The organism is Bacillus cereus, assembly GCF_002564555.1.
Classification (GTDB): domain Bacteria; phylum Bacillota; class Bacilli; order Bacillales; family Bacillaceae_G; genus Bacillus_A; species Bacillus_A cereus_K.
The window spans coordinates 505,614-530,952 of record NZ_NUVD01000020.1; the positions used below are offsets into that span (position 1 = coordinate 505,614).

The window sequence follows — 25,339 nt, forward strand, 5'->3', positions numbered from 1 at the left end:
GAAATATGGCAGTTTTAGAAATAGTAAAGCATCCAAATGAAGTGTTAGAAACACCATGTGAAAGAGTAATTAACTTTGATAAAAAGTTAGTGAAATTGTTGAAAGATATGCATGAAACAATGTTAATTGCGGACGGGGTCGGTTTAGCTGCGCCTCAAGTAGGTGTGAGCTTGCAAGTAGCGGTTGTTGATATTGATGATGATACTGGGAAAATCGAGTTAATCAATCCATCAATACTAGAAAAACGTGGTGAACAATTAGGTCCTGAAGGGTGTTTAAGCTTCCCAGGACTTTACGGTGAAGTGGAACGTGCCGATTATATTAAAGTAAGAGCGCAAAATCGCCGAGGTAAAATATTTTTATTAGAAGCGGAAGGCTTCTTGGCGCGTGCGATTCAGCATGAAATCGATCATTTACACGGTGTTTTATTTACATCGAAAGTGACGAGATATTATGAAGAAGGCGAATTAGAATAGGTTTAAAAGGAGCGGTTTTTGAATGATGAAAGTAGTATTTATGGGAACACCGGACTTTTCTGTTCCGGTGCTTCGTCGTCTTATCGAGGACGGATATGACGTAGTTGGTGTTGTAACACAACCTGATCGTCCAGTAGGCAGAAAAAAGGTTTTAACACCTACTCCTGTTAAAGTGGAAGCAGAAAAACATGGTATTCCAGTATTACAGCCATTAAAAATTCGTGAAAAAGACGAATATGAAAAGGTATTGGCACTAGAGCCGGACTTAATCGTAACAGCAGCATTTGGGCAAATCGTACCGAATGAAATTTTAGAAGCGCCAAAGTACGGATGTATTAATGTCCACGCGTCATTACTTCCAGAACTACGCGGTGGTGCACCGATTCATTATGCGATTATGGAAGGCAAAGAAAAAACAGGTATTACAATTATGTATATGGTGGAAAAATTAGATGCTGGCGATATATTAACGCAAGTAGAAGTAGAAATTGAAGAGCGTGAAACAACAGGTTCATTATTTGATAAGTTAAGCGAAGCAGGAGCACACCTTTTATCTAAAACGGTTCCTTTACTAATTCAGGGTAAACTAGAACCAATTAAACAAAGTGAAGCTGAAGTGACGTTTGCATATAATATTAAACGCGAGCAAGAGATAATTGATTGGACAAAAACAGGCGAGGAAGTATACAATCACATTCGCGGATTGAATCCATGGCCAGTTGCTTATACGACTTTGGCAGGACAAGTTATTAAAGTATGGTGGGGAGAGAAGGTCTCTATTACAAAGAAAGCTGAACCAGGTACAATAGTAGCTCTTGAAGAAGATGGGTTTGTTGTTGCAACAGGGAATGAGACAGGTGTTAAAATCACTGAATTGCAACCATCTGGCAAAAAGCGTATGAGTTGTTCACAATTTTTACGTGGAACAAAACCTGAAATTGGTACGAAGTTAGGAGAAAATGCATGAGACAAAATGTTCGTGAGTTAGCTCTTGATGGCTTAATTCAAGTAGAAAAAAGTGGTGCATATAGCAACTTACTTTTAAATAACCTAATTGAAAAAAGTACAATTGATAGAAAAGATGTTGGTTTGTTAACGGAGATTGTATATGGAACGATTCAGCGCCGTGACACACTAGATTATTATTTGCAACCATTTTTAAGAAAAAAGGTTGAGGCGTGGGTAAGAGTATTACTTCGTCTATCTTTATATCAAATGATATATTTAGACCGAGTTCCAGAAAGAGCTGCTATTCATGAAGCAGTTGAAATTGCAAAACGTCGTGGTCACAAAGGTATTTCCGGTATGGTGAACGGTGTGTTGCGTTCAATCCAAAGAGAAGGTGTACCTTCTTTAGACGAAATTAAGGATCCAGTAGAACGTCTTGCAATTGCAATGAGTCACCCAGTTTGGCTTGTACAAGAGTGGACTTCTGAATATGGCTTAGAGACAGCAGAGAAAATGTGCGAAGTAAACATGTTACCACCTGTACCTACAGCACGTGTGAATGTAGATAAGGTAACAGTAGAAGAAGCAATTGAGTTACTGGCAAATGAGGGAATAGAGGCAAAACGCGGCGACTTGTCAGATGATGCAATTCAAATTGAAAAAGGAAATGTGGCGCATACAGAGGCGTTCAAAAAAGGATTCCTTTCTATTCAAGATGAAAGCTCTATGCTTGTAGCACGTGCCTTAGAACCGGATGAGGGAGATGTAGTTCTTGATAGTTGTGCTGCTCCAGGCGGAAAAACAACGCACATTGCAGAACGATTAAAAGGAACTGGTAAGGTCATGTCTCTTGATTTACATGCACACAAAGTACGTTTAATTAAACAACAAGCAGATCGACTTGGTCTAGAAAATGTAGAAACAAAGGCATTAGATGCTAGAAAAGTGCAAGAACACTTTGCAAATGAAAGTTTTGATAAAATATTGGTAGATGCACCATGTTCTGGATTTGGTGTTATTAGACGTAAACCTGATATTAAGTTAGGTAAAGATAAGGGCGATAGTGAAAGATTATCGACGATTCAACTTGCGATACTAGAAAAAATAGCACCATTGTTAAAACAAGGTGGTCGCCTTGTTTATAGTACGTGCACAATTGAAAAAATAGAAAATGAACAAGTAATAAAGCAATTTTTACAAGAGCATCCTGAATTTGAATGGGATACTACGATAAAAGATCGCATGCCAGAAAAGTTAAGTCCGTATATTGATGAAGGTCAAGTACGAATTTTACCGCATTATTTTGCAACAGATGGCTTTTATATTGCTTGTTTAAGGAAGAAGGTGTAGCATCATGGAAACGACTGTAAAAAAACAAAAGAAAAATCTAGAAACAAAAAAACCATCAATTTACTCTTTACAACTTCATGAAATGCAAGATTGGTTAAAGGAACAAGGAGAACCTAAGTTCCGTGCAGGACAAATTTTTGACTGGCTATATAAAAAACGTGTGAAAAATTATGAGGATATGTCAAACCTTTCTAAAGGATTGCGTGATAAATTGTCGAATTCCTTTGATATTACTACTTTAAACACGTTAGTAAAACAAACGTCTTCGGATGGGACAATTAAGTTCTTATTCCAGTTATATGATGGATACTCTATTGAAACGGTATTAATGCGACATGAATATGGAAATTCCATTTGTGTAACAACGCAAGTTGGTTGCCGCATTGGCTGTACGTTCTGTGCATCTACACTTGGTGGGCTAAAACGAAACCTAGAAGCTGGAGAAATTGTAGCGCAAGTAGTAGAAGTGCAACGTGCGCTTGATGAAACGGAAGAACGTGTAAGTTCTCTTGTTGTTATGGGAATTGGAGAACCATTTGATAACTACGATAATTTAATGGGATTTTTACGCATCACTAACCATGAAAAAGGACTTCATATTGGTGCGAGACATATGACAGTTTCAACAAGTGGAATTGTTCCAAAAATTTATAAGTTCGCTGAAGAAGATATGCAAATCAATTTTGCGATTTCATTGCATGCTGCAAATACAGAGTTACGTTCAAAATTAATGCCGATTAACCGTGCTTATAAGCTACCGGATTTAATGGAAGCTGTTAAATACTATGTAAATAGAACAGGGCGTCGTATTACATTTGAATATGGCTTATTTGGAGGAGAAAATGACCAAGTTGAGCACGCTGAAGAACTTGCTGCGCTCTTAAAAGGTGTAAAATGTCATGTGAACTTAATTCCGGTAAACTACGTGCCAGAACGTGATTATGTACGTACGCCACGAGAGCAAATTTTCTTATTTGAAAAGACGCTAAAAGATCGTGGAGTGAATGTAACAATTCGCCGTGAACAAGGTCATGATATTGATGCAGCCTGCGGTCAGTTGCGTGCAAAGGAGCGCAAAGAAGAGACGAGGTGACGAGATGAAAGCCGTGTTTCTATCGGATAAAGGGAAAGTTCGCCAACATAATGAAGATAGTGCAGGAGTTTTTCGCAATTTAGATGGAAATATTTTAGCGGTAGTAGCAGATGGAATGGGAGGTCATCGGGCTGGCGATGTAGCTAGCTCGATGGCTATTCAATTATTCCATGATTATTGGAAGCAAACGCATAATATGAATGAGCCTAAAAAGGTAGAAGAGTGGTTACATAAGAGTGTTGGAATTATTAATGAACGTATTTATGAATATTCTAAACAACATATAGAATGTAATGGTATGGGAACAACGATTATCATAGCAATTTGTACGGCTAATTTTGTAACAATTGGTCATATAGGAGATAGTCGTTGTTATATGGTATCAGAGGGAGTAATATCGCTTGTAACGGAAGATCATTCCCTTGTAAATGAACTTGTGAGACATGGTGAAATTTCAAAGGAAGACGCAGAATATCACCCGAAAAAGAATGTGTTGTTAAGAGCGCTAGGAACAGAAGAAAAAGTCGGATTAGATGTTAAAACATTGGTGCTGGAGGAAGATGATCAGTTACTTCTTTGCTCTGATGGATTATCTAACAAAGTTTCTATTACTGATATGCAACAAATTTTACAGTTAAATGAACAGCTCGAAGCTAAGGGGCAAAGTCTCATTCAATTGGCGAATGATCGTGGTGGAGAGGATAATATTACCCTTGTTCTTATTGATTATGCGGATTCGACAAACGAAAGTAGGTGAAGTGCAACGTGCTGATTGGAAAACGCTTAAATGACCGTTATAAGCTGCTGAAAATGATTGGCGGCGGAGGAATGGCCAATGTATATTTAGCTCATGATGACATACTCGGCCGAGATGTAGCGGTGAAAATATTAAGACTCGACTATTCAAATAACGAAGAGTTTATTAAACGTTTCCATCGAGAAGCGCAATCTGTTACAACGTTGTCGCATCCAAATATTGTGAATATGTATGATGTTGGGGAAGAGGATGGTATATATTATCTTGTAATGGAGTATGTACCTGGACAAACATTGAAGCAATACATAATTGAGCGAGGGATATTACCTATAGGTGAAGCTCTTGATATTATGGAGCAGTTAACATCCGCTATGGCACACGCTCATCATTTTGAAATTGTGCATCGTGATATAAAACCGCACAATATATTAATTCGAGCTGATGGAGTAGTAAAAGTAACAGATTTTGGAATTGCGACAGCTACAAGTGCAACAACAATTACACATACGAATTCGGTGCTCGGTTCGGTGCATTATTTATCACCAGAACAAGCGCGTGGTGGTATAGCGAATAAACAGTCAGATATTTATTCACTTGGTATAGTTATGTTTGAATTGTTAACAGGAAGACAGCCATTTTCAGGTGAATCTGCTGTTGCTATAGCTTTAAAACATTTACAAAGTGAAATACCATCTCCAAAAAGATGGAATGAAAATATTCCACAAAGTGTTGAAAATATTATATTAAAGGCAACTGCGAAAGATCCGTTCCATCGGTATCAATCCGCTAATGCGATGAAGAGAGATATTGAAACAGCGCTATACCCTGAACGGATAAATGAACAACCATTTTACATACCGGAAGATATGGAAGCAACAAAAGCGATTCCGATTATTCAACAAGAACAATTATTTGAAAATGTAAGTGATGAAACAATTGTTTTAAAAGGAAGTAAAGTGGATGAACAAGTAAGAAAAGAAGCCGCTGAATTAGATAAGAAGAAAAAACGAAGCAACAAATGGCTCAAAGTTTTAATTACAACATTTTTACTTTTAGCAATTGGAATCACATTAGCGCTTACTGTTATCCCGGGATTCTTCATTCCAAAAGATGTAAAAGTTCCTGATGTAGCTGGTATGAAATATACGACAGCTGTAAATACATTAGTAGAAAAGGGGTTTGAGGTGGCGGAACCCAATATTGTATATACAGATGATGTTGAAGCGGGGGATGTAATAAAAACAGACCCTGTAGCAGGTAGAGTAGTGAAAGAAAACTCTAAAATTACTATCTATCAATCAGGTGGAAAAAAGAAAAGTAAGATGAAGGATTTCACTGGACAAAATTTCGAGAGTGTAAAACCTGAGTTAGAAGAAAGATATAAGCAGGTTACAGAAAATTATATTGAAAATGATAAACCTAAAGGTGAAATTGTAGAGCAAATACCATCACCTGATCAAATGATTATAGAAGGTGAACAAGAAGTAAAGATTTGGATAAGTAAAGGTCCTTATCAAATTAGACCGGGTGATTTTTCAAGATGGACTGAAAATAGTGTAACTAGTTATTTGAATGAGAGAAAACTAACTCCAGATATAAAACGAGAGTATTCAGATACAGTTGATAAAGGTCTTGTAATTTCGCAATTTCCAAAGCCAGGAACACCGTTAAAAGAAGGAGATAAAGTGACGATTATCATATCTGATGGTCCTAAGCCGAAAGTAACGAAAACGGTGAAAGTGGATAACATTTCTATCCCGTACGAGTCTTCTGTAATTGGTGAGAAAAAACCGCAAACCATAGAAATTTATAAAGAAGATATGCAACAAAAAATGGATAGACCGGTTGAAACGAGAACGATTACTGAGTCAGCGACTATTTCTTTAGAATTTGTAATTCAAGAAGGTGCAAAGGGACACTATAAAATTGTGCGAGATGGAGTAACGATTATCGATAAAGAAGTACCATATCCAAATCAATAATAGTGAACGTCATTGCTTTTTTACTTTTGCCTGTTATGCTGTCTACGAAGTGGACGGTATAACAGGCAAAAATATATGATTCAAAAAGCTATTAAAGTGGATGCGGCCGTAAATATTATTTTTCATTTGATGGGTTTTGAAATAATTGTTTGAAGAGTATAAATCCATTCATTTTTAATTACAGCATCACTTTATACAAAATAAAGGAGAATTATATGCCAGAAGGAAAAATTGTAAAAGCTCTAAGCGGGTTTTATTATGTGCAGCATGAAGAGGGGATTACACAATGTCGCGGGCGTGGTGTATTTAGAAAGAATAAAATTACGCCACTTGTAGGAGACCAAGTCGTTTTTCAAGCAGATAACCCAACGGAAGGCTACGTGCTTGAAGTATTTGATCGGAAAAATGAACTTGTTAGGCCTCCTATTGCTAATGTTGATCAAGCGATCCTCGTTTTCTCTGCAGTAGAACCAGATTTTAATCCGGGACTGTTAGATCGATTTTTAGTGCTGATTGAATACCATAACATTAAGCCGATTATTTGTATTAGCAAGATGGATTTAGTAGATGAAAAGATGAAAACAACCGTTGAAGCTTATGCGAATGATTATCGTGAAATGGGTTATGATGTATTGTTTACTTCTATAAATACATCTGAAAGTATTGATATTTTAAAGCCATTTTTAGAAGGTTGTGTTTCTGTGGTTGCAGGCCAATCAGGTGTTGGGAAATCTTCCATGTTAAACGTATTACGTCCAGATTTAGAACTGAAAACTAATGATATTTCCTCACATTTAGGACGCGGGAAACATACGACAAGACATGTGGAATTAATCGCAGTTGGAAGTGGACTTGTTGCAGATACGCCTGGTTTTAGTTCACTTGATTTCATAGATATAGAAGTAGAAGATCTTACATATTGTTTTCCAGAGTTGAAAGAAGCGAGCCAATATTGTAAATTTAGAGGGTGTACACATCTTTCTGAACCGAAATGTGCGGTGAAAGCTGCGGTTGAAGAAGGGAAAATTACTGAATATCGTTACAAGAATTACAAACAATTCGTGGAAGAAATTAGAGAGAGAAAGCCGAGGTATTAGTCATGATTAAAATTGCACCATCGATTTTATCAGCAGATTTTTCAAGACTAGGGGAAGAAATTAAAGATGTAGAAAAAGGTGGAGCAGATTACATCCACGTTGATGTAATGGATGGACATTTCGTGCCGAATATTACAATTGGACCGTTAATTGTAGAAGCTATCCGCCCGATTACATCATTACCATTAGATGTACATTTAATGATTGAAAATCCTGATAACTACATCCCTACTTTCGCAAAAGCGGGAGCAGATATTATTACTGTTCATGTAGAAGCTTGTCCTCATCTGCATCGTACAATTCAATTAATTAAATCTCATGGAATTAAAGCTGGGGTTGTACTAAATCCGCATACGCCAGTTTCAGCGATTGAACATGTATTAGAAGATGTAGATATGGTATTACTTATGACTGTAAACCCTGGATTTGGTGGGCAGAAATTTATCCATTCTGTACTACCGAAAGTTAAACAAGTTGCAGAAATGGTTAAAGAGCGAAATCTAGACGTGGAAATTGAAATTGATGGTGGTGTTAACGCTGAAACGGCAAGACTTTGCGTTGAAGCAGGGGCGAATGTTCTTGTAGCTGGTTCAGCGGTATACAATCAAAAAGACCGCGGTGAAGCAATTCGTGTAATTCGTGGATAATGAATGAATCTTTATCTTAGCCTAGTGAAGCTTTTAGTGTAGTAAGATTTCACTATTTACACAGGATAGAGAAAAATATGTAAAAAGGCAATCTACCGAATGGCAGATTGCCTTTTTACAATAGAAGGGGAAGAAAAAATGATTATTCATATTTTAGCAGGAGGTCCTGCAGAATATTGCGCAGATTTTTCTCGATATGAAAATGAGCAAGTAGTGTGGGCAGCGGTTGATAGAGGAGTATATCGTTTATTAAAAAAAGGGATTACTCCAGCTGTTGCGTTCGGTGATTACGATTCAGTTACGGAAGAGGAATTAATATGGATGGGGCAGCAAACGAATGAATTACATATTGTTCCGCGTGAAAAAGATCAAACAGATTTAGAGATTGCAATTAATTGGGCGTTAGAACAGAAACCGGCACTCATTCGTATTTTTGGTGCTACCGGTGGAAGGCTTGATCACGGCTTAGCGAATATACAAATGCTTTTAAAAGGGTTAGAAGTAGAGGTAGAAATGTGTATTGTAGATAATAAAAATGAAATAACAGTTAAAAAAGTTGGTATACATATAATTGAAGAAAATGAAGATTTCCCTTATGTATCTTTTGTGCCAGTTACTGAAATAGTGGAGGGTATTACTTTACTTGGTTTTAAGTATCCTCTTACAAATAGAACTATAGAGTGGGGATCGACACTTTGTATTAGTAATGAACTCATTGAGGAAAAAGGTACTTTTTCATTTACTTCCGGCATATTAATGATGATAAGAAGCACTAATTAAAGAAACAATTTTGCTCCTTACATCATATGGTAAACAAGTGGAGTAATGGGGATTAGGAGGGAAACCATGAGATTTTATACAATTAAGTTACCTAAATTTCTTGGTGGAATTGTTCGAGCGATGTTAAATACCTTCAAAAAAGACTAAAAAAGCACCTATTACCGGTGCTTTTTTCAATGGTATAGTAAAAAAAGAGCCTATCGGCTCTTTTTTTTATTATTAAACACGTTCGATTTTGCCAGATTTTAATGCTCTAGCAGAAACGTAAACACGTTGAACTTTTCCGTCGATGCGTACGCGAACTTTTTGAAGGTTAGCGCCCCATTTACGTTTTGTAGCGTTCATTGCGTGAGAACGAGAGTTACCAGAACGAGCTTTTCTTCCAGTGATAGCACAAACACGAGCCATTTATATTTCCCTCCCTTGATACCTTACCATACGTAATTTTTCAATGTTAGTCTTTTTTGCGATGCTAAAAACACTACTATAATTTAACACAACTAAAAAGAGAATGCAACACCGTAGAAAAAAGAAATCAAGAAAAATTACTTGACACCCTATGTCAATGAGGAAAAGTTGAAATCAAGAAAAATTGCTTGACATACTATAGTGGTACATGTTGTATAATAACAATGGACTATTTTGCTCATCATAGAAAAGTGTAGTATAAAACATAAAATATGTGAGTGAAAAGAAAGAACGATGGAATTTTCTTTGAAAAGATTATATGATAGTAACTAAAGTAGTCTAGCTCACTTTCACCATTTATGAAGGGGGAAACGAGATGTCAATTGAAATTAAAACGAAGTACGGTCAAATTGATATTAGTACAGATGTAATTGCAACAATTGCTGGAGGTGCCGCAGTAGATTGCTACGGTATCGTAGGTATGGCATCAAAAAATCAGTTAAAAGATGGACTAACAGACATTTTGCGAAAAGAAAACTTCACTAGAGGCGTAATTGTTCGTAAAGATGAAGATGAAGTACATATTGATATGTATATTATTGTGAGCTATGGTACGAAAATTTCAGAAGTAGCACATAACGTGCAGACGAAAGTGAAATATACATTAGATCAAACTGTAGGACTAGCAGTAGATTCTGTAAACATCTACGTACAAGGAGTTAAAGTAATAAACTTGTAATGTGCATTAAGGAGGAAAATCTGTGTCAATTCAAAAAATTGATGGAAAACGTTTATCACAAATGATCATGCAAGGAGCGAATAATTTAACAAATAATGTTCAGCTTGTTGATGCATTAAACGTATTTCCAGTTCCAGATGGCGATACCGGTACAAACATGAACTTATCAATGACTTCAGGCGCACGTGAAGTGAAAGCAAATCCTTCACAGCACGCTGGTAAAGTCGGTGTAAGTTTAGCCAAAGGATTATTAATGGGAGCTCGTGGTAACTCTGGTGTTATTTTATCTCAGTTATTCCGTGGTTTTTCAAAATCCATTGAACAAAAAGAAGAATTAACAACAGTTGATTTTGCTGCAGCTTTAGATGCTGGGGTAGAAGCGGCTTACAAAGCGGTTATGAAACCGATTGAAGGAACGATTTTAACGGTTGCAAGAGAAACGGGTAAATATGCAGTGACAGTTGCGAAAAAACAGCGCGACTTTGTTTTGTTTATGGAAGACGTTGTGAAAGAAGCTAATGCATCGTTAAATCGTACGCCAGATTTATTACCTGTATTAAAACAAGTTGGCGTTGTAGATAGCGGTGGTAAAGGTCTTGTTGTTGTATATGAAGGATTTTTAGCTGACTTAAAAGGAGAAACGATTTCTTCTAATGTGTCTGCTCAACCATCTATGAATGACATGGTGCGCGCAGAACATCACCGTAGTGTACAAAGCCAATTGAGTACAGAAGATATAAAGTATGGATACTGTACGGAATTCATGGTGAAATTAGAGCCTGAAAAAATGAAGGAACACAATTTCTCTGAACAAAAATTCCGTGAAGATATTAGTGTATACGGAGATTCACTACTTGTTGTATCGGATGATGAGGTTGTTAAGGTTCATATTCATGCGGAACATCCTGGAGATCCTATGAATTATGGACAACGCTATGGTAGTTTAATTAAGATTAAAGTAGAAAATATGCGTGAACAGCATACCGCTTTATTAGATGAACCTACTATGGTGCCTGAGCAAACAACTCAATCGAAAGAAAAACAACCATATGGTATCGTAACTGTAGCTATGGGATCTGGTATTAAAACTTTATTTGAGAGCATTGGTGCGACGAAAGTTATCGAAGGTGGCCAAACGATGAATCCGAGTACGGAGGATATTGTGAAGGCGATTGAAGAGGCGAATGCTGATAAAATTATTATTTTACCAAATAACGGAAATATCGTAATGGCAGCAGAACAAGCGGCATCAGTTGTAGATCAAGAAGTTATTGTTGTTCGTTCGAAAACAGTTCCTCAAGGTATGGCTGCAATGTTAGCATTTAATCCAGTTGGAACGTTAGAAGAGAATGAAGAAAACATGAAAGAAGCTTTATCTCATGTGAAAACAGGTCAAATTACGTATGCTGTTCGTGATACGGAAATTGACGGTGTGACAATTCAAAAAGATGATTTCATGTGTATTGCAGATGGGAAAATCGTATCAACAAACGCTGAAAAAGTAGGAGCTGCGAAGCAATTACTAGAGGCGCTAATTGATGAGGATTCTGAAATCGTAACGATTCTACAAGGTGAAGATGCAACTGACGAAGAAGTAGCTGAGTTAGTTGAATTTGTAGAAGAAAACTTTGAAGATGCAGAAGTAGAAGTACATGCTGGAAACCAACCAGTATATTCTTTCATCTTCTCTGTAGAATAAGAAAAGATTTGTTTTGAAAATAAATGGATTACTTATTTGCTAATGGATAAGAAGTAGTAATAGGAAGTTTATTACTGGTTTTTTATTCAAAAGGCTAGCATATTGAAGAAAGAAAAGAGCCTTGCTGCTAATAGTGAGGCTCTTTTTTTACTTGTTATATTGAGGGATTTGAGTAGTTTCTCTTAGAATGCCTATGATAGAATATATAAGGTGAAAGAGAGCGATTACGGATGTTAAGTAATACTCAAATAGAGTGCAATAAAGAAAATAATGTGACGGAGCGTGAGAATCTTGAATGAAGTTGTACAAGTTCCTGTTACGGATGTAAAGGGAATCGGAGGAGAAACATCTGAATTACTACATGAGATGGGAATTTATACAGTTTCGCATCTATTAGAGCATTTTCCGTACCGTTATGAAGATTATGCGATGAAAGATCTTGCTGAAGTAAAGCATGATGAACGTGTAACAGTTGAGGGGAAAGTTCACAGTGCTCCTTTACTACAATATTACGGGAAGAAGAAGTCACGACTTACAGTTCGTGTCCTTGTTGGTCGTTATTTAATTACTGCTGTATGTTTTAATAGACCGTACTATAAACAAAAGTTAAAGTTAGATGAAACAGTAACGATTACTGGTAAATGGGATCAGCATCGTCAAACAATTGCTGTATCAGAGCTTCATTTCGGACCGGTTGTACGTCAACAAGAAGTAGAGCCTGTATACTCCGTGAAAGGGAAACTTACAGTAAAACAGATGCGCCGTTTTATTGCCCAAGCGTTAAAGGAGTATGGGGATTCTATAGTAGAAGTGTTGCCAGATGGTTTGTTAAGTCGATATAAATTATTACCACGCTATGAAGCGCTCAGGGCGTTACATTTTCCTGTGGGCCAGGAAGATTTAAAGCAAGCGCGTCGCCGTTTTGTATATGAAGAATTTTTCTTATTTCAGCTAAAAATGCAAACACTACGGAAAATGGAGAGGGAAAATTCGAAAGGGACGAAAAAAGAAATCCCGTCAGCAGAATTACAAGAATTTATCGATGCACTTCCGTTTCCGTTAACTGGTGCGCAGCGCCGGGTTGTAGATGAAATTTTAAAAGATATGACATCTCCTTATCGGATGAATCGACTGTTACAAGGTGACGTTGGTTCTGGGAAAACAGTTGTTGCTGCGATTGGCCTTTATGCTGCGAAATTAGCTCATTATCAAGGAGCTTTAATGGTTCCTACAGAAATTTTAGCAGAACAACATTATCAATCGCTCGCGGAGACGTTTTCTCATTTTGGTATGAAGGTTGAATTGCTAACAAGTTCAGTTAAAGGTGTGAGACGCCGAGAAATTTTGGCGAAATTAGAGCAAGGAGAAATAGATATCCTTGTCGGGACGCACGCTTTAATTCAAGATGAAGTTATATTTCATAGGTTAGGTCTCGTTATTACTGATGAACAACATCGATTTGGTGTAGCGCAGCGCCGGGTTTTGCGGGAGAAAGGTGAAAGTCCTGATGTACTATTTATGACAGCGACACCAATTCCGCGTACGTTAGCAATTACTGCATTTGGAGAGATGGATGTTTCTATTATTGATGAGATGCCAGCTGGTAGAAAGGTAATTGAAACGTACTGGGCAAAACATGATATGTTAGATCGAGTTCTCGGTTTTGTAGAGAAAGAGATAAAAAAAGGAAGACAAGCATATGTTATTTGTCCTCTTATTGAAGAGTCTGAGAAGCTTGATGTACAAAATGCTATCGACCTACATAGTATGCTGACTCATCATTATCAAGGGAAATGCCAAGTTGGATTAATGCATGGGAGACTATCATCTCAAGAAAAAGAAGAAATAATGGGACAATTTAGTGAAAATAAAGTACAAATTCTTGTATCAACAACGGTTGTTGAAGTAGGTGTTAACGTACCGAATGCGACTGTTATGGTCATTTATGACGCAGAGCGTTTCGGTTTATCGCAGCTCCATCAGCTGAGGGGCCGTGTTGGGCGTGGTAGTGAACAATCGTATTGTTTATTAATCGCAGATCCGAAATCAGAAACTGGAAAAGAAAGAATGCGCATTATGACTGAAACAAATGATGGATTTGTATTGTCGGAAAAAGATTTAGAATTACGAGGTCCAGGGGATTTCTTTGGAAGTAAGCAAAGTGGTTTACCAGAATTTAAGGTTGCTGATATGGTACATGATTATCGGGCGTTAGAAACAGCAAGACAAGATGCGGCGATACTAGTAGATTCGGAAGCGTTTTGGCACAACGATCAGTACGCTGCCTTGCGCACGTATCTTGATGGGACAGGTGTGTTCCAGGGAGAGAAGCTCGATTAAAGGGAGTCAACGAAAATTTTTGTTGCATTCTACTTTTAATGATTATATACTACTGTTAGTACCTAGTCATAAAAATGGATGGTGCGGTATGAAAAAAAGAAGAAGTAAAAAAGAAAGACAAGAATTATTACAACAAACAATCGAAACGAATCCTTTTATAACGGATGAAGATTTAGCTGAAAAATTTCAGGTTAGTATACAAACGGTTCGTCTGGATCGAATGGAATTGTCTATTCCTGAATTAAGAGAGAGAATTAAGCATGTAGCTACAAAGCAACATGAAGAAGATGTGAAATCTTTACCGTTAGAAGAGGTTGTCGGCGAAATTATCGATATAGAATTAGATAGACATGCAATTTCTATCTTTGAAGTTAGGGTAGAGCATGTATTTAAAAGAAATCAAATTGCCCGTGGGCATCATTTGTTTGCACAAGCAAACTCACTAGCTGTTGCGGTTATTGATGAAGAATTAGCGTTAACTGCAAAGTCTACCATTCGATACATTCGTCCTGTAAAATTAGGAGAGCGTGTTGTTGCAAAAGCGCGCGTTGAAGATGTAGAGAATGATAAAGGACGGACGGTTGTCAAAGTGCGCAGCTTTGCTGGAGAAGAACTTGTTTTTACAGGCACTTTTGAAATGTATCGATCTAGTAATTATGGTGAGGAAGGTAACAACTTATGAAAATCGCAATAGATGCAATGGGCGGCGATCATGCTCCGAAGGCTGTAGTATTAGGAGCAATGAAAGCTATTAAGGAATATTCAGATATACATATTACGTTAGTAGGAAAAGAAGAAGAAATTCGTCAATACTTAACGAGTGAAGAGCGAATTACGATTCTTCATACAGACGAAAAAATCGAATCGACAGATGAACCAGTAAGAGCGGTTCGTCGAAAAAAACAAGCTTCGATGGTACTTGCAGCAGAGCAAGTGAAAAATGGTGAAGCAGACGCTTGTATATCAGCAGGTAGTACAGGAGCTTTAATGGCGGCTGGATTATTTGTTGTCGGTCGTATGGAAGGGATTGAACGACCAGCATTATCACCAACAATGCCAACTGTTGATGGAAAAGGTTTTGTTATGCTAGATGTTGGAGCGAATGTTGATGCAAAACCAATTCATCTATATCAGTACGCGGTAATGGGATCTGTTTACGCTGAAAAAGTAAGAGGAATTAAAAATCCTCGTGTTGGACTTTTAAACGTTGGAACAGAGGATGGAAAAGGTAACGAGCTTTCTAAACAAGTCTTTGCAATGCTGAAAGACGCGCCAATTAATTTCGTTGGCAACGTAGAATCAAGAGACTTATTGCAAGGTGTAGCAGACGTTGTTGTATGTGATGGTTTTACGGGGAATGTGGCGTTGAAATCATTAGAAGGAACAGCACTTGCTTTATTCTCTATGTTGAAAGAGCAACTAATGAGTTCGTTTACGAGTAAATTAGCGGCAGCGGTATTAAAACCGAAACTTATGGTATTAAAAGATAAAATGGATTATTCGGAGTATGGCGGAGCGGCATTATTTGGGTTGAAAGCTCCTGTCATTAAGGCTCATGGTTCTTCTAATGACCAATCGATATTCAGTGCGATTCGTCAAACGAGAGAAATGGTAGCGAAAGAAGTTATTCCTACAATTTCAAGTGTAATGGAGAAAGAGCCACTCCAATAAGAGGAGGATTTGAAATGGGAAAACTAGCATTTCTTTTTCCGGGCCAAGGTTCACAGGCAGTTGGAATGGGTAGACAGTTAGCGGATAATAATAAAGAGGTTGCGAAAGTGTTTGAAAAAGCAGATGAGGTGTTACAGGATTCACTTTCAGAAGTGATTTTTGAAGGACCACAGGAAAAGCTTACATTAACGACAAATGCACAACCGGCATTATTAACAACAAGTTATGCAATTTTGACAGCTTTGAAAGAGTACGATATTACACCTGACTTTGTAGCAGGACACAGTTTGGGTGAGTATAGCGCTCTTGTGGCAGCTGGTGCATTAACTTTCGAAGATGCTGTATATGCTGTAAGGAAACGCGGGGAATATATGGAAGAAGCCGTTCCTGGTGGGGAAGGTGCAATGGCAGCTATTTTAGGTGCTGATCCAGATATGCTGAAACGAGTTACAGAAGAAGTAACAAGTGAAGGATACGCAGTACAAATTGCTAATATGAATAGTACGAAACAAATTGTAATTTCTGGAACGAATCAAGGTGTAGAACTTGCTTCGCAAAGAGCGAAGGAAAACGGTGCTAAGAGAGCGATTCCGCTTAAGGTTAGTGGACCGTTCCATTCCTCGCTTATGAAACCGGCTGCTGAAAGGTTCCAAAGTGTGCTAAATGAAATTACAATTCAGGATACGAATATTCCTGTTATTGCAAATGTTACGGCAGATGTTATTACACATGGTATAGATATTCAAGAAAAGCTAATTGAACAACTTTACTCACCTGTATTATGGTACCCATCCATTGAGTATATGGTGAATCAAGGTGTAGATACATTTATTGAAATTGGACCTGGAAAAGTACTTGCTGGGCTTATGAAATCAATTGATTCTTCGGTAAAAGCATATGCGATTTACGATGAAGAGACATTAAAAGATACCATTTCAAATTTGAGAGGAGAAAACTGATGTTAAAAGGGAAAGTAGCATTAGTAACGGGTGCTTCACGCGGGATTGGTCGTGCAATTGCGATTGATTTAGCAAAAAAAGGGGCAAATGTAGTAGTAAATTATGCTGGTAATGAACAAAAGGCAAATGAAGTAGTTGACGAAATAAAGAAATTAGGTTCGGATGCAATTGCAGTAAGAGCAGATGTTGCAAATGCTGATGATGTTACAAATATGGTGAAACAAACAGTAGATACATTTGGACAAGTTGATATTCTTGTAAATAATGCTGGTGTAACAAAAGATAATTTATTGATGCGTATGAAAGAAGAAGAATGGGATACAGTTATTAATACAAACTTAAAAGGTGTATTCTTATGTACAAAAGCAGTATCTCGTTATATGATGCGTCAACGTCATGGTAGAATAATAAATATTGCTTCTGTTGTTGGTGTGATAGGAAATCCAGGACAGGCGAATTATGTTGCTGCTAAAGCTGGTGTAATTGGATTAACAAAAACATCTGCAAAAGAGTTAGCAAGCCGAAATATAACTGTAAATGCGATTGCTCCAGGGTTTATTGCAACAGATATGACAGATGTATTAGATGAAAATATAAAAGCTGAAATGTTAAAGGTTATCCCTGCTGCTCAGTTTGGTGAAGCGCAAGATATCGCAAATGCTGTAACGTTTTTTGCTTCTGATCAAAGTAAATATGTTACAGGACAGACGTTAAATGTTGATGGCGGTATGGTAATGTAATAAAAGAATCGATTTCAGCTAGTTTTTTTGGACAATATTTAATATAATATTTGAGGGGAGGTGAATGGAATGGCAGATGTATTAGAGCGTGTAACAAAAATCATCGTTGATCGTTTAGGTGTAGAAGAAACTGAAGTAGTACCAGCTGCAAGCTTTAAAGAAGATTTAGGCGCAGACTCCCTAGATGTAGTAGAACTTGTAATGCAATTAGAAGATGAATTCGAAATGGAAATTTCTGATGAAGATGCTGAAAAGATTGCTACTGTTGGCGATGCTGTGACTTACATAGAGAGTCATCTATAATGTTTGAGTGAAGTCCCGTTTTTTAGCGGGGCTTTCTCGGCTTATATCTGGAGGGACCTATGCCGTACCGAAAATATAGAGAAAAAAAATACGAAACAAAATATCGTGAAGCTTTTAAAGTGTTTCAAGAAAAGATAGGTATTACGTTTACAGATGAAAAATTATTGATTCAAGCATTTACGCATTCATCGTATGTGAATGAGCATCGAAAAAAACCGCATGAGGACAATGAGCGTCTGGAGTTTCTTGGAGATGCTGTATTGGAACTCACTGTATCACAGTACCTGTTTCAAAAATATCCGACAATGAGCGAAGGAGAGTTAACAAAACTACGTGCAGCTATTGTATGTGAACCATCTCTTGTTCGTTTTGCAAACGAATTGTCATTTGGTAGCCTTGTTTTATTAGGGAAAGGTGAGGAAATGACGGGTGGACGTGAACGACCAGCTTTATTAGCGGATGTCTTTGAAGCGTTTATTGGTGCCCTTTATCTTGATCAAGGGTTAGAAACAGTTTGGGGATTCTTAAAAGAAATTGTATATCCGAAAATTAATGAAGGTGCTTTTTCTCATGTGATGGATTATAAGAGTCAATTACAAGAATTGATTCAGCGTGATGGTAGTGGCAATATTGAGTATCAAATTTTGCAAGAAAAAGGACCAGCCCACAATCGAGAATTTGTGTCACGTGTTACATTAAATAATGTGGCATTAGGTCTTGGTAGTGGTAAGTCAAAAAAAGAAGCAGAGCAACAAGCTGCTGCAGAAGCATTAAAAAAATTAAAAGAACAACTATAAGGAATCCCCCTTTGGATGAGGGGGATTCCTTATGCATAGAATGAAACTTTCCTTTTATTTATAAATAAAAGGAAGGGAAATCCGTATAATAAATTGTTTTCGTACAGACAACATTTATAACAACGGAGAATAGGAGGAAGGCCTTTCGTGTTTTTAAAAAGATTAGAAATAGCGGGATTTAAATCTTTTGCTGAGCGTGTATCTGTCGATTTTGTCCCAGGTGTAACTTCTGTAGTTGGACCTAATGGGAGCGGAAAGAGTAATATTACTGATGCAATTCGCTGGGTACTTGGTGAACAATCTGCAAAGTCATTACGCGGTGCAAAGATGGAGGATATTATTTTTGCCGGCAGTGATACGAGAAGAGCGGTTAATGTTGCTGAAGTTACATTAACTTTAAATAATGAAGACCAACGTTTACCGATTGAATATAACGAGGTGTGTGTAACGCGCCGTGTATCTCGTTCAGGTGATAGTGATTTCTATATCAATAAACAATCTTGTAGATTGAAAGATATTATCGATTTATTTATGGACTCTGGTATGGGAAGAGAAGCTTTCTCTATTATTAGTCAGGGGAAAGTCGAAGAGATTTTAAGTAGTAAATCAGAAGAACGTCGTGGTGTATTTGAAGAAGCTGCAGGTGTGCTGAAATACAAACTTCGCAAAAAGAAAGCGGAAGGGAAATTAGCGGACACACAAGAAAACTTAAATCGTGTACAAGATATTATTCACGAATTGAGTAGTCAAGTGGAACCGTTAGAAAGACAAGCTTCTATTGCGAAAGATTATCTTGAGAAAAAAGAAGAATTAGAAAAAGTAGAGGCTGCGCTTATTGTACATGAAATTGAAGAATTACATGAGAAATGGGAAGCGCTTCGAAATCAATTTGGGCATAATAAAAACGAAGAAGCGAAAATGTCAACGAATTTGCAAAAAAGTGAAGAAGAGCTTGAGGAGTTACGTGGACAATTACAAGCGGTGGATGAGTCTGTAGATTCCCTGCAAGAAGTTCTTCTTCTTTCTAGTAAAGAGCTAGAGAAATTAGAAGGACAGCGTGAGTTGCTGAAGGAAAGGAAGCAAAATGCAACGACGCATTGTGCGCAACTGGAAAAGTTAATCATTGAATTGGCTGAGAAAGCTAAAAGTTATGATGGAGAAATTGAAACAAGTACAGAAGTGTTAATGCAATTTGCGAATCAAGTAAAAGAGTTGGAGAAAAAGCTGCATGATAACGAGCAATTACTGGCAACTTTTGCTGAGAATTTAGAGGAACAAATTGAAAATTTAAAAGGTGATTATATTGAACTTTTAAATCAACAAGCAAGCTATCGTAATGAATTGTCTATGATTGAAGAACAATCCAAACAGCAAAACTCTAAAAATGAACGACTTGATGAAGAAAATGAAAAGTATGTACAGAAACGTATGGAAATTACAGCGAAAAAGGCGAAGCTTGTAGAAAGTTATGAGCAAGTGAAAGCCAAAGTAGCCGGCATTATTTCCAGTATACAGAAAACAGAAGCAGCGCTTGGGAAATGTAAGACGCAGTATAGTGAGAATGAGACGAAACTGTATCAAGCGTATCAATTTGTGCAACAGGCCCGCTCTCGAAAAGAAATGTTAGAAGAGATGCAAGAGGACTATTCTGGTTTCTATCAAGGTGTACGTGAAGTATTAAAGGCTAGAGAAAATAGATTGCAAGGCATCGAGGGAGCTGTTGCAGAACTTCTGACTGTACCGAAAGAATATGAAGTCGCAATGGAAATTGCTCTTGGGGCAGCGATGCAACATATCGTAGTGCAAACTGAAGAACATGCTCGTAATGCAATTACGTTTTTAAAGCAAAATAAGCATGGGCGTGCAACGTTTTTACCTCAAGCTGTTATTAAAAGTAGATCGTTATCATTTGATCAATTACGCATTGTGAATCAGCATCCAGCGTTTGTGGGTGTAGCAGCAGAACTTGTGCAGTACAATAATAAGTATGAGAATGTAGTTTCAAATTTACTAGGTACTGTTGTTGTTGCGAAAGATTTACGCGGAGCAAATGAGTTAGCGAAGCAACTGCAATATCGTTATCGTATTGTAACGCTTGAAGGTGATGTAGTGAATCCTGGTGGTTCTATGACTGGTGGAGCGGTAAAACAAGCGAAATCTTCTTTATTAGGACGCCAACGTGAACTGGAAGAGTGGACTAAAAAGCTAACTGATATGGAAGAAAAAACGACGAAACTAGAAAACTTTGTTAAAGCAGTAAAACAAGAGATTCAAGAAAAAGAAATACAAATACGTGAACTACGACAAAGTGTAGAAACAGAGCGTATGGACGAACAAAAGTTAAGAGAAGAGATTAATCGTTTAGAACTAGAAGAACATCGTATCAATGATCGCTTATCTATCTATGATTTAGAGATTGAAGGATTTTTACAAGATCAAGTGAAAATGCAAGGGCGTAAAGAAGAGTTAGAAGTAATTTTAACAAAACTTCAAGCTGAGATAACGGAATTAGATAGCAAAATTCTCGCTCTAACGAAGCAAAAAAGCGAACAACAGTCTTCAAAAGAAAAAGTTCAGAAGGAAATGACTGAGCTAAAGGTACAAGCGGCTGAACAGCAGCAACGCTTGTCTAACCAAAAAGAAAAAGTTGAACGTTTGACGAAGGAAAAAGAAGAAACTGATGCGACACTTGTAAAAACACAAGAAGACTTAGCGTTCTTAAAGCAAGAAATGACATCTAATTCAAGTGGTGAAGAACAAATCACGAATATGATTGAAAAGAAAGCATATGATCGAAATCAAACTTCAGAATTAATTCGTTCTCGCCGTGAACAACGTATATTATTGCAAGAGAGAGTAGAACTTTTAGAACGCGATGTGAAAGAAACATTAGGTAAACATAAATACATTCTTGAGATGTTGAAAGATCAAGAGGTGAAAATTAACCGACTTGATGTAGAGTTAGAAAATAGATTACAACATTTACGTGAAACGTATACGATTTCATTTGAAGCAGCGAAGCTGAAGTATACTATGACGATGTCAGCAGAAGATGCGCGTAAGAAAGTGAAATTAATTAAATTATCCATAGAAGAGTTAGGTACAGTAAACTTAGGTGCAATTGATGAATATGAACGTGTAGCGGAACGTCATACGTTCTTACTAGAGCAAAGAGATGACTTGGAAGAAGCGAAAGCGACATTGTATCAACTGATTACCGAGATGGATGAAGAAATGAAAAAACGTTTTTCTACTACTTTTGAAGGGATTCGAACAGAGTTTCAATCTGTATTCACTGAATTATTCGGAGGCGGTAGAGCGGATTTAGTAATGACAAACCCTGAGGACGTATTAAATACTGGCATTGATATTGTTGCACAGCCACCAGGAAAGAAATTGCAAAACTTAAGTTTACTGTCAGGTGGAGAGCGTGCTTTAACGGCAATTGCGCTTTTATTTGGTATTTTAAAAGTACGTCCAGTACCATTCTGTGTACTAGATGAAGTAGAAGCGGCTCTTGATGAGGCGAATGTTGCTCGTTTTGCGCAGTATTTAAAGAAATTTAGTGATGAGACGCAGTTTATTGTGATTACACACAGAAAAGGTACAATGGAAGAGTCTGACGTATTGTACGGTGTGACAATGCAAGAATCGGGGGTATCAAAACTTGTTTCTGTTCGTCTAGATGCTGGAGAAGAACTTGTTGCAAGTCAATAGGAAGGGTGGAAAATATGAGCTTTTTTAAAAAATTAAAAGAGAAAATTTCAAAACAAACGGATACGGTAACCGAGAAGTTTAAACAAGGGCTAGAAAAAACAAGAAATTCATTCGCGGATAAAGTGAATGATTTAGTGTATCGATATCGTAAAGTAGATGAAGATTTCTTTGAAGAATTAGAAGAAATTTTAATCGGTGCTGATGTTGGTGTTGCGACAGTAATGGAATTAATCGATCAGTTGAAAGAAGAAGTACAACGTCGTAACATTCAAGATCCGAAAGAAGTACAGGCTGTTATTTCTGAAAAATTAGTGGGGATTTATAAAGGTGACAGCGACTTTAGTAATGAGATTAATATACAAGAGGATCAATTAACAGTTGTTTTATTTGTAGGTGTTAACGGTGTAGGAAAAACGACGACAATTGGTAAACTGGCACATAAATTTAAATCAGAAGGTAAGTCTGTCCTATTGGCAGCAGGAGATACATTCCGTGCAGGCGCGATTGAACAATTAGAAGTATGGGGCGATCGTGTTGGTGTAGAAGTAATTAAACAAGGATCAGGTTCTGACCCAGCGGCAGTTATGTACGATGCTGTACAAGCTGCGAAAGCGCGTAAAGTAGACGTATTACTGTGTGATACAGCAGGACGTCTACAAAATAAAGTGAACTTAATGAAAGAGTTAGAGAAAGTGAAGCGTGTAATTGAGCGTGAAGTACCAGGAGCTCCTCATGAAGTGTTGCTAGTTATTGATGCAACAACAGGACAAAATGGTTTAAGCCAAGCGAAAACATTCCGCGAGGCAACAAATGTGACTGGTATTGTTTTAACGAAGTTAGATGGAACTGCTAAAGGTGGTATCGTGTTAGCGATTCGTAACGAAATGGACGTTCCAGTGAAATTTGTTGGATTAGGCGAGCAAATGGATGACTTACAGCAATTCGATCCGGAACAATATGTGTACGGTTTATTTGCAAATTTAGTAGAAACAGAAGAAGTATAAGGAAAAGAAGCGGTATTTCCGCTTCTTTTTCTATAAAAATAAGTGATGTTAAGAAAAAAACTTGACACTCTTTTGTACTACATGTAAACTAATTGATGTAAAGGGAAATCACTTAACAAAGGATGATCCAACATGCTCGAAAAAACAACGAGAATGAACTATTTATTTGATTTTTATCAATCGTTGTTAACGCAAAAACAAAGAAGTTACATGTCGCTTTATTATCTAGATGATTTATCTCTTGGTGAAATTGCGGAAGAATTTGATGTAAGTCGCCAAGCCGTGTATGATAACATTAAACGGACTGAAGCGATGCTTGAAGAATATGAAGAGAAATTAGTATTACTTCAAAAGTTTCAAGAGCGACAGCGACTTGTTGCAAAGCTAAAACAGCTAATCAGCGAAGAAGAGCATGTGAATGAACAAATAAAACAAGTTGTTGAAGCTATCGAAAATTTAGATTAGGAGGGCGGCAATATGGCATTTGAAGGATTAGCCGACCGACTTCAACAGACAATGCAAAAAATCCGCGGCAAAGGAAAAGTTTCTGAAGCCGATGTGAAAGAAATGATGAGAGAAGTTCGTCTAGCTCTTTTAGAAGCAGATGTTAACTTTAAAGTAGTAAAAGATTTTATAAAGCGTGTGTCTGAGCGTGCTGTCGGACAAGATGTAATGAAAAGTTTGACCCCTGGACAACAAGTAATTAAAATCGTACAGGAAGAACTTACAGAACTTATGGGCGGAGAGCAAAGCAAAATTGCTGTTGCTAATAAGCCACCTACTGTTATAATGATGGTTGGTCTGCAAGGTGCGGGTAAAACGACGACAACAGGTAAGCTTGCGAATTTGCTTCGTAAAAAGCATAATCGTAAACCAATGCTTGTTGCAGCGGATATTTACCGTCCAGCAGCGATTAAACAGCTTGAAACATTAGGGAAGCAATTGGACATGCCTGTATTCTCATTAGGAGATCAAGTAAGTCCTGTTGAAATTGCGAAACAAGCGATTGCAAAAGCAAAAGAAGATCATCACGATTATGTTTTAATCGATACAGCAGGTCGTCTGCATATTGATGAAGAACTAATGGATGAATTAGCGAAAGTGAAAGAAATTGCGAAACCGGATGAAATTTTCCTTGTTGTCGATGCGATGACAGGACAAGATGCGGTAAATGTTGCACAAAGTTTCCATGAGCAGTTAGGTTTAACAGGTGTTGTATTAACGAAATTAGATGGTGACACGCGCGGTGGTGCGGCATTATCTATTAAGGCTGTAACAAACACACCAATTAAATTTGCTGGTATGGGTGAAAAACTAGATGCAATTGAAGCATTCCATCCAGAACGTATGGCATCCCGTATTTTAGGGATGGGCGACGTCTTAACATTAATTGAAAAAGCGCAAGCTACAGTTGATGAAGAGAAAGCAAAAGAACTTGAGCAAAAAATGCGTACGCTTTCGTTTACGCTTGACGATTTCCTAGAACAACTTGGACAAGTGCGTCAACTGGGACCACTTGATGAATTGTTAGGAATGCTTCCTGGTGCAAATAAAATTAAAGGGCTGAAAAATGCGCAAGTTGATGAAAAACAAATTGGGCATATTGAGGCAATTATTCGTTCTATGACTAAATTAGAGCGAGAACAACCGGAAATAATCAATGCTAGTCGCAAAAAACGCATTGCCAAAGGTAGCGGTACAACCGTACAAGAAATCAATCGTCTAATCAAGCAATTTGATGATATGAAAAAAATGATGAAGACGATGACGGGAATGCAAAAAGGTAAGAAAAAAGGACTAGGTGGATTGAAGTTTCCATTCATGTAAGGAAA

General features: G+C 37.4%; 24 protein-coding genes. 23 read left to right on the forward strand and 1 reads right to left on the reverse strand.

Features of this window, described 5'->3' with window-relative positions; all coding sequences use genetic code 11:
• Window positions 1-5: 5 nt before the first annotated feature.
• From def to spoVM, 10 genes are all read left to right on the forward strand, one after another.
• Window positions 6-476 (forward strand): peptide deformylase, encoded by a 471-nt coding sequence (gene def / locus COI75_RS13170; protein WP_000279464.1) that lies wholly within the window; start codon window positions 6-8, stop codon window positions 474-476.
• A gap of 22 nt (window positions 477-498) precedes the next feature.
• Window positions 499-1,443 (forward strand): methionyl-tRNA formyltransferase, encoded by a 945-nt coding sequence (gene fmt / locus COI75_RS13175; protein WP_000978790.1) that lies wholly within the window; start codon window positions 499-501, stop codon window positions 1,441-1,443.
• Window positions 1,440-2,774: a 16S rRNA (cytosine(967)-C(5))-methyltransferase RsmB gene (rsmB, locus tag COI75_RS13180; protein ID WP_001249689.1), complete on the forward strand. Its 1,335-nt coding sequence runs from the start codon at window positions 1,440-1,442 to the stop codon at window positions 2,772-2,774. The genes fmt and rsmB overlap by 4 nt, the downstream gene beginning before the upstream one ends.
• Before the next feature lie 4 nt (window positions 2,775-2,778).
• Window positions 2,779-3,867 carry a 23S rRNA (adenine(2503)-C(2))-methyltransferase RlmN gene (rlmN, locus tag COI75_RS13185; RefSeq protein ID WP_000450534.1) on the forward strand — a complete coding sequence of 363 codons (1,089 nt, stop codon included), beginning with the start codon at window positions 2,779-2,781 and terminating at the stop codon, window positions 3,865-3,867.
• A 4-nt stretch (window positions 3,868-3,871) separates the two neighbouring features.
• Window positions 3,872-4,624 carry a Stp1/IreP family PP2C-type Ser/Thr phosphatase gene (locus COI75_RS13190; RefSeq protein WP_000648713.1) on the forward strand — a complete coding sequence of 251 codons (753 nt, stop codon included), beginning with the start codon at window positions 3,872-3,874 and terminating at the stop codon, window positions 4,622-4,624.
• An 8-nt stretch (window positions 4,625-4,632) separates the two neighbouring features.
• Window positions 4,633-6,606, forward strand: coding sequence for a Stk1 family PASTA domain-containing Ser/Thr kinase (gene pknB, locus COI75_RS13195; RefSeq protein ID WP_000904740.1), 1,974 nt, complete (start codon window positions 4,633-4,635; stop codon window positions 6,604-6,606).
• A gap of 215 nt (window positions 6,607-6,821) precedes the next feature.
• Window positions 6,822-7,703 carry a ribosome small subunit-dependent GTPase A gene (rsgA, locus tag COI75_RS13200; RefSeq protein ID WP_001113942.1) on the forward strand — a complete coding sequence of 294 codons (882 nt, stop codon included), beginning with the start codon at window positions 6,822-6,824 and terminating at the stop codon, window positions 7,701-7,703.
• A gap of 2 nt (window positions 7,704-7,705) precedes the next feature.
• Window positions 7,706-8,350: a ribulose-phosphate 3-epimerase gene (rpe, locus tag COI75_RS13205; RefSeq protein WP_000589978.1), complete on the forward strand. Its 645-nt coding sequence runs from the start codon at window positions 7,706-7,708 to the stop codon at window positions 8,348-8,350.
• Window positions 8,351-8,449: 99 nt separating this feature from the next.
• The gene (locus COI75_RS13210) at window positions 8,450-9,130 is read left to right on the forward strand and encodes a thiamine diphosphokinase (RefSeq protein WP_141535103.1); all 681 of its coding nucleotides are present in this window, start codon (window positions 8,450-8,452) and stop codon (window positions 9,128-9,130) included.
• 66 nt (window positions 9,131-9,196) lie between these two features.
• Window positions 9,197-9,277 carry a stage V sporulation protein SpoVM gene (gene spoVM / locus COI75_RS13215; RefSeq protein ID WP_001213599.1) on the forward strand — a complete coding sequence of 27 codons (81 nt, stop codon included), beginning with the start codon at window positions 9,197-9,199 and terminating at the stop codon, window positions 9,275-9,277.
• A 72-nt stretch (window positions 9,278-9,349) separates the two neighbouring features.
• On the opposite strand, the gene rpmB is transcribed toward spoVM, so the two are convergent.
• The gene (rpmB, locus tag COI75_RS13220; RefSeq protein ID WP_000124776.1) at window positions 9,350-9,538 is read right to left on the reverse strand and encodes a 50S ribosomal protein L28; all 189 of its coding nucleotides are present in this window, start codon (window positions 9,536-9,538) and stop codon (window positions 9,350-9,352) included.
• 376 nt (window positions 9,539-9,914) lie between these two features.
• Here rpmB and COI75_RS13225 point away from each other — a divergent pair, with 376 nt between their 5' ends.
• From COI75_RS13225 to ffh, 13 genes are all read left to right on the forward strand, one after another.
• On the forward strand, window positions 9,915-10,277 hold the full coding sequence (locus COI75_RS13225; RefSeq protein ID WP_000021109.1) for an Asp23/Gls24 family envelope stress response protein: 363 nt from the start codon (window positions 9,915-9,917) through the stop codon (window positions 10,275-10,277).
• A gap of 22 nt (window positions 10,278-10,299) precedes the next feature.
• Entirely contained in the window at window positions 10,300-11,976 is a 1,677-nt protein-coding gene (locus COI75_RS13230; RefSeq protein WP_000027126.1) for a DAK2 domain-containing protein, read from the forward strand.
• A 291-nt stretch (window positions 11,977-12,267) separates the two neighbouring features.
• A complete protein-coding gene (recG, locus tag COI75_RS13235) occupies window positions 12,268-14,316 on the forward strand; it encodes an ATP-dependent DNA helicase RecG (RefSeq protein WP_001006875.1) in 2,049 nt (682 codons plus the stop codon).
• A gap of 88 nt (window positions 14,317-14,404) precedes the next feature.
• On the forward strand, window positions 14,405-14,998 hold the full coding sequence (gene fapR / locus COI75_RS13240) for a transcription factor FapR (protein ID WP_000747356.1): 594 nt from the start codon (window positions 14,405-14,407) through the stop codon (window positions 14,996-14,998).
• Window positions 14,995-15,987: a phosphate acyltransferase PlsX gene (plsX, locus tag COI75_RS13245; RefSeq protein ID WP_000684087.1), complete on the forward strand. Its 993-nt coding sequence runs from the start codon at window positions 14,995-14,997 to the stop codon at window positions 15,985-15,987. The genes fapR and plsX overlap by 4 nt, the downstream gene beginning before the upstream one ends.
• A gap of 14 nt (window positions 15,988-16,001) precedes the next feature.
• Window positions 16,002-16,946: an ACP S-malonyltransferase gene (gene fabD / locus COI75_RS13250; RefSeq protein WP_000516959.1), complete on the forward strand. Its 945-nt coding sequence runs from the start codon at window positions 16,002-16,004 to the stop codon at window positions 16,944-16,946.
• Entirely contained in the window at window positions 16,946-17,686 is a 741-nt protein-coding gene (gene fabG / locus COI75_RS13255) for a 3-oxoacyl-[acyl-carrier-protein] reductase (protein WP_000911767.1), read from the forward strand. The genes fabD and fabG overlap by 1 nt, the downstream gene beginning before the upstream one ends.
• A 69-nt stretch (window positions 17,687-17,755) precedes the next feature.
• On the forward strand, window positions 17,756-17,989 hold the full coding sequence (gene acpP, locus COI75_RS13260) for an acyl carrier protein (protein WP_000786062.1): 234 nt from the start codon (window positions 17,756-17,758) through the stop codon (window positions 17,987-17,989).
• Window positions 17,990-18,048: 59 nt separating this feature from the next.
• Window positions 18,049-18,786: a ribonuclease III gene (rncS, locus tag COI75_RS13265; RefSeq protein ID WP_001146876.1), complete on the forward strand. Its 738-nt coding sequence runs from the start codon at window positions 18,049-18,051 to the stop codon at window positions 18,784-18,786.
• 147 nt (window positions 18,787-18,933) lie between these two features.
• On the forward strand, window positions 18,934-22,503 hold the full coding sequence (gene smc / locus COI75_RS13270) for a chromosome segregation protein SMC (RefSeq protein ID WP_000479003.1): 3,570 nt from the start codon (window positions 18,934-18,936) through the stop codon (window positions 22,501-22,503).
• 14 nt (window positions 22,504-22,517) lie between these two features.
• Window positions 22,518-23,507: a signal recognition particle-docking protein FtsY gene (ftsY, locus tag COI75_RS13275; RefSeq protein ID WP_000007654.1), complete on the forward strand. Its 990-nt coding sequence runs from the start codon at window positions 22,518-22,520 to the stop codon at window positions 23,505-23,507.
• Window positions 23,508-23,639: 132 nt separating this feature from the next.
• Window positions 23,640-23,972 (forward strand): putative DNA-binding protein, encoded by a 333-nt coding sequence (locus COI75_RS13280; RefSeq protein WP_000891063.1) that lies wholly within the window; start codon window positions 23,640-23,642, stop codon window positions 23,970-23,972.
• A 12-nt stretch (window positions 23,973-23,984) separates the two neighbouring features.
• Window positions 23,985-25,334, forward strand: coding sequence for a signal recognition particle protein (gene ffh / locus COI75_RS13285; RefSeq protein ID WP_000863454.1), 1,350 nt, complete (start codon window positions 23,985-23,987; stop codon window positions 25,332-25,334).
• Window positions 25,335-25,339: the final 5 nt, after the last annotated feature.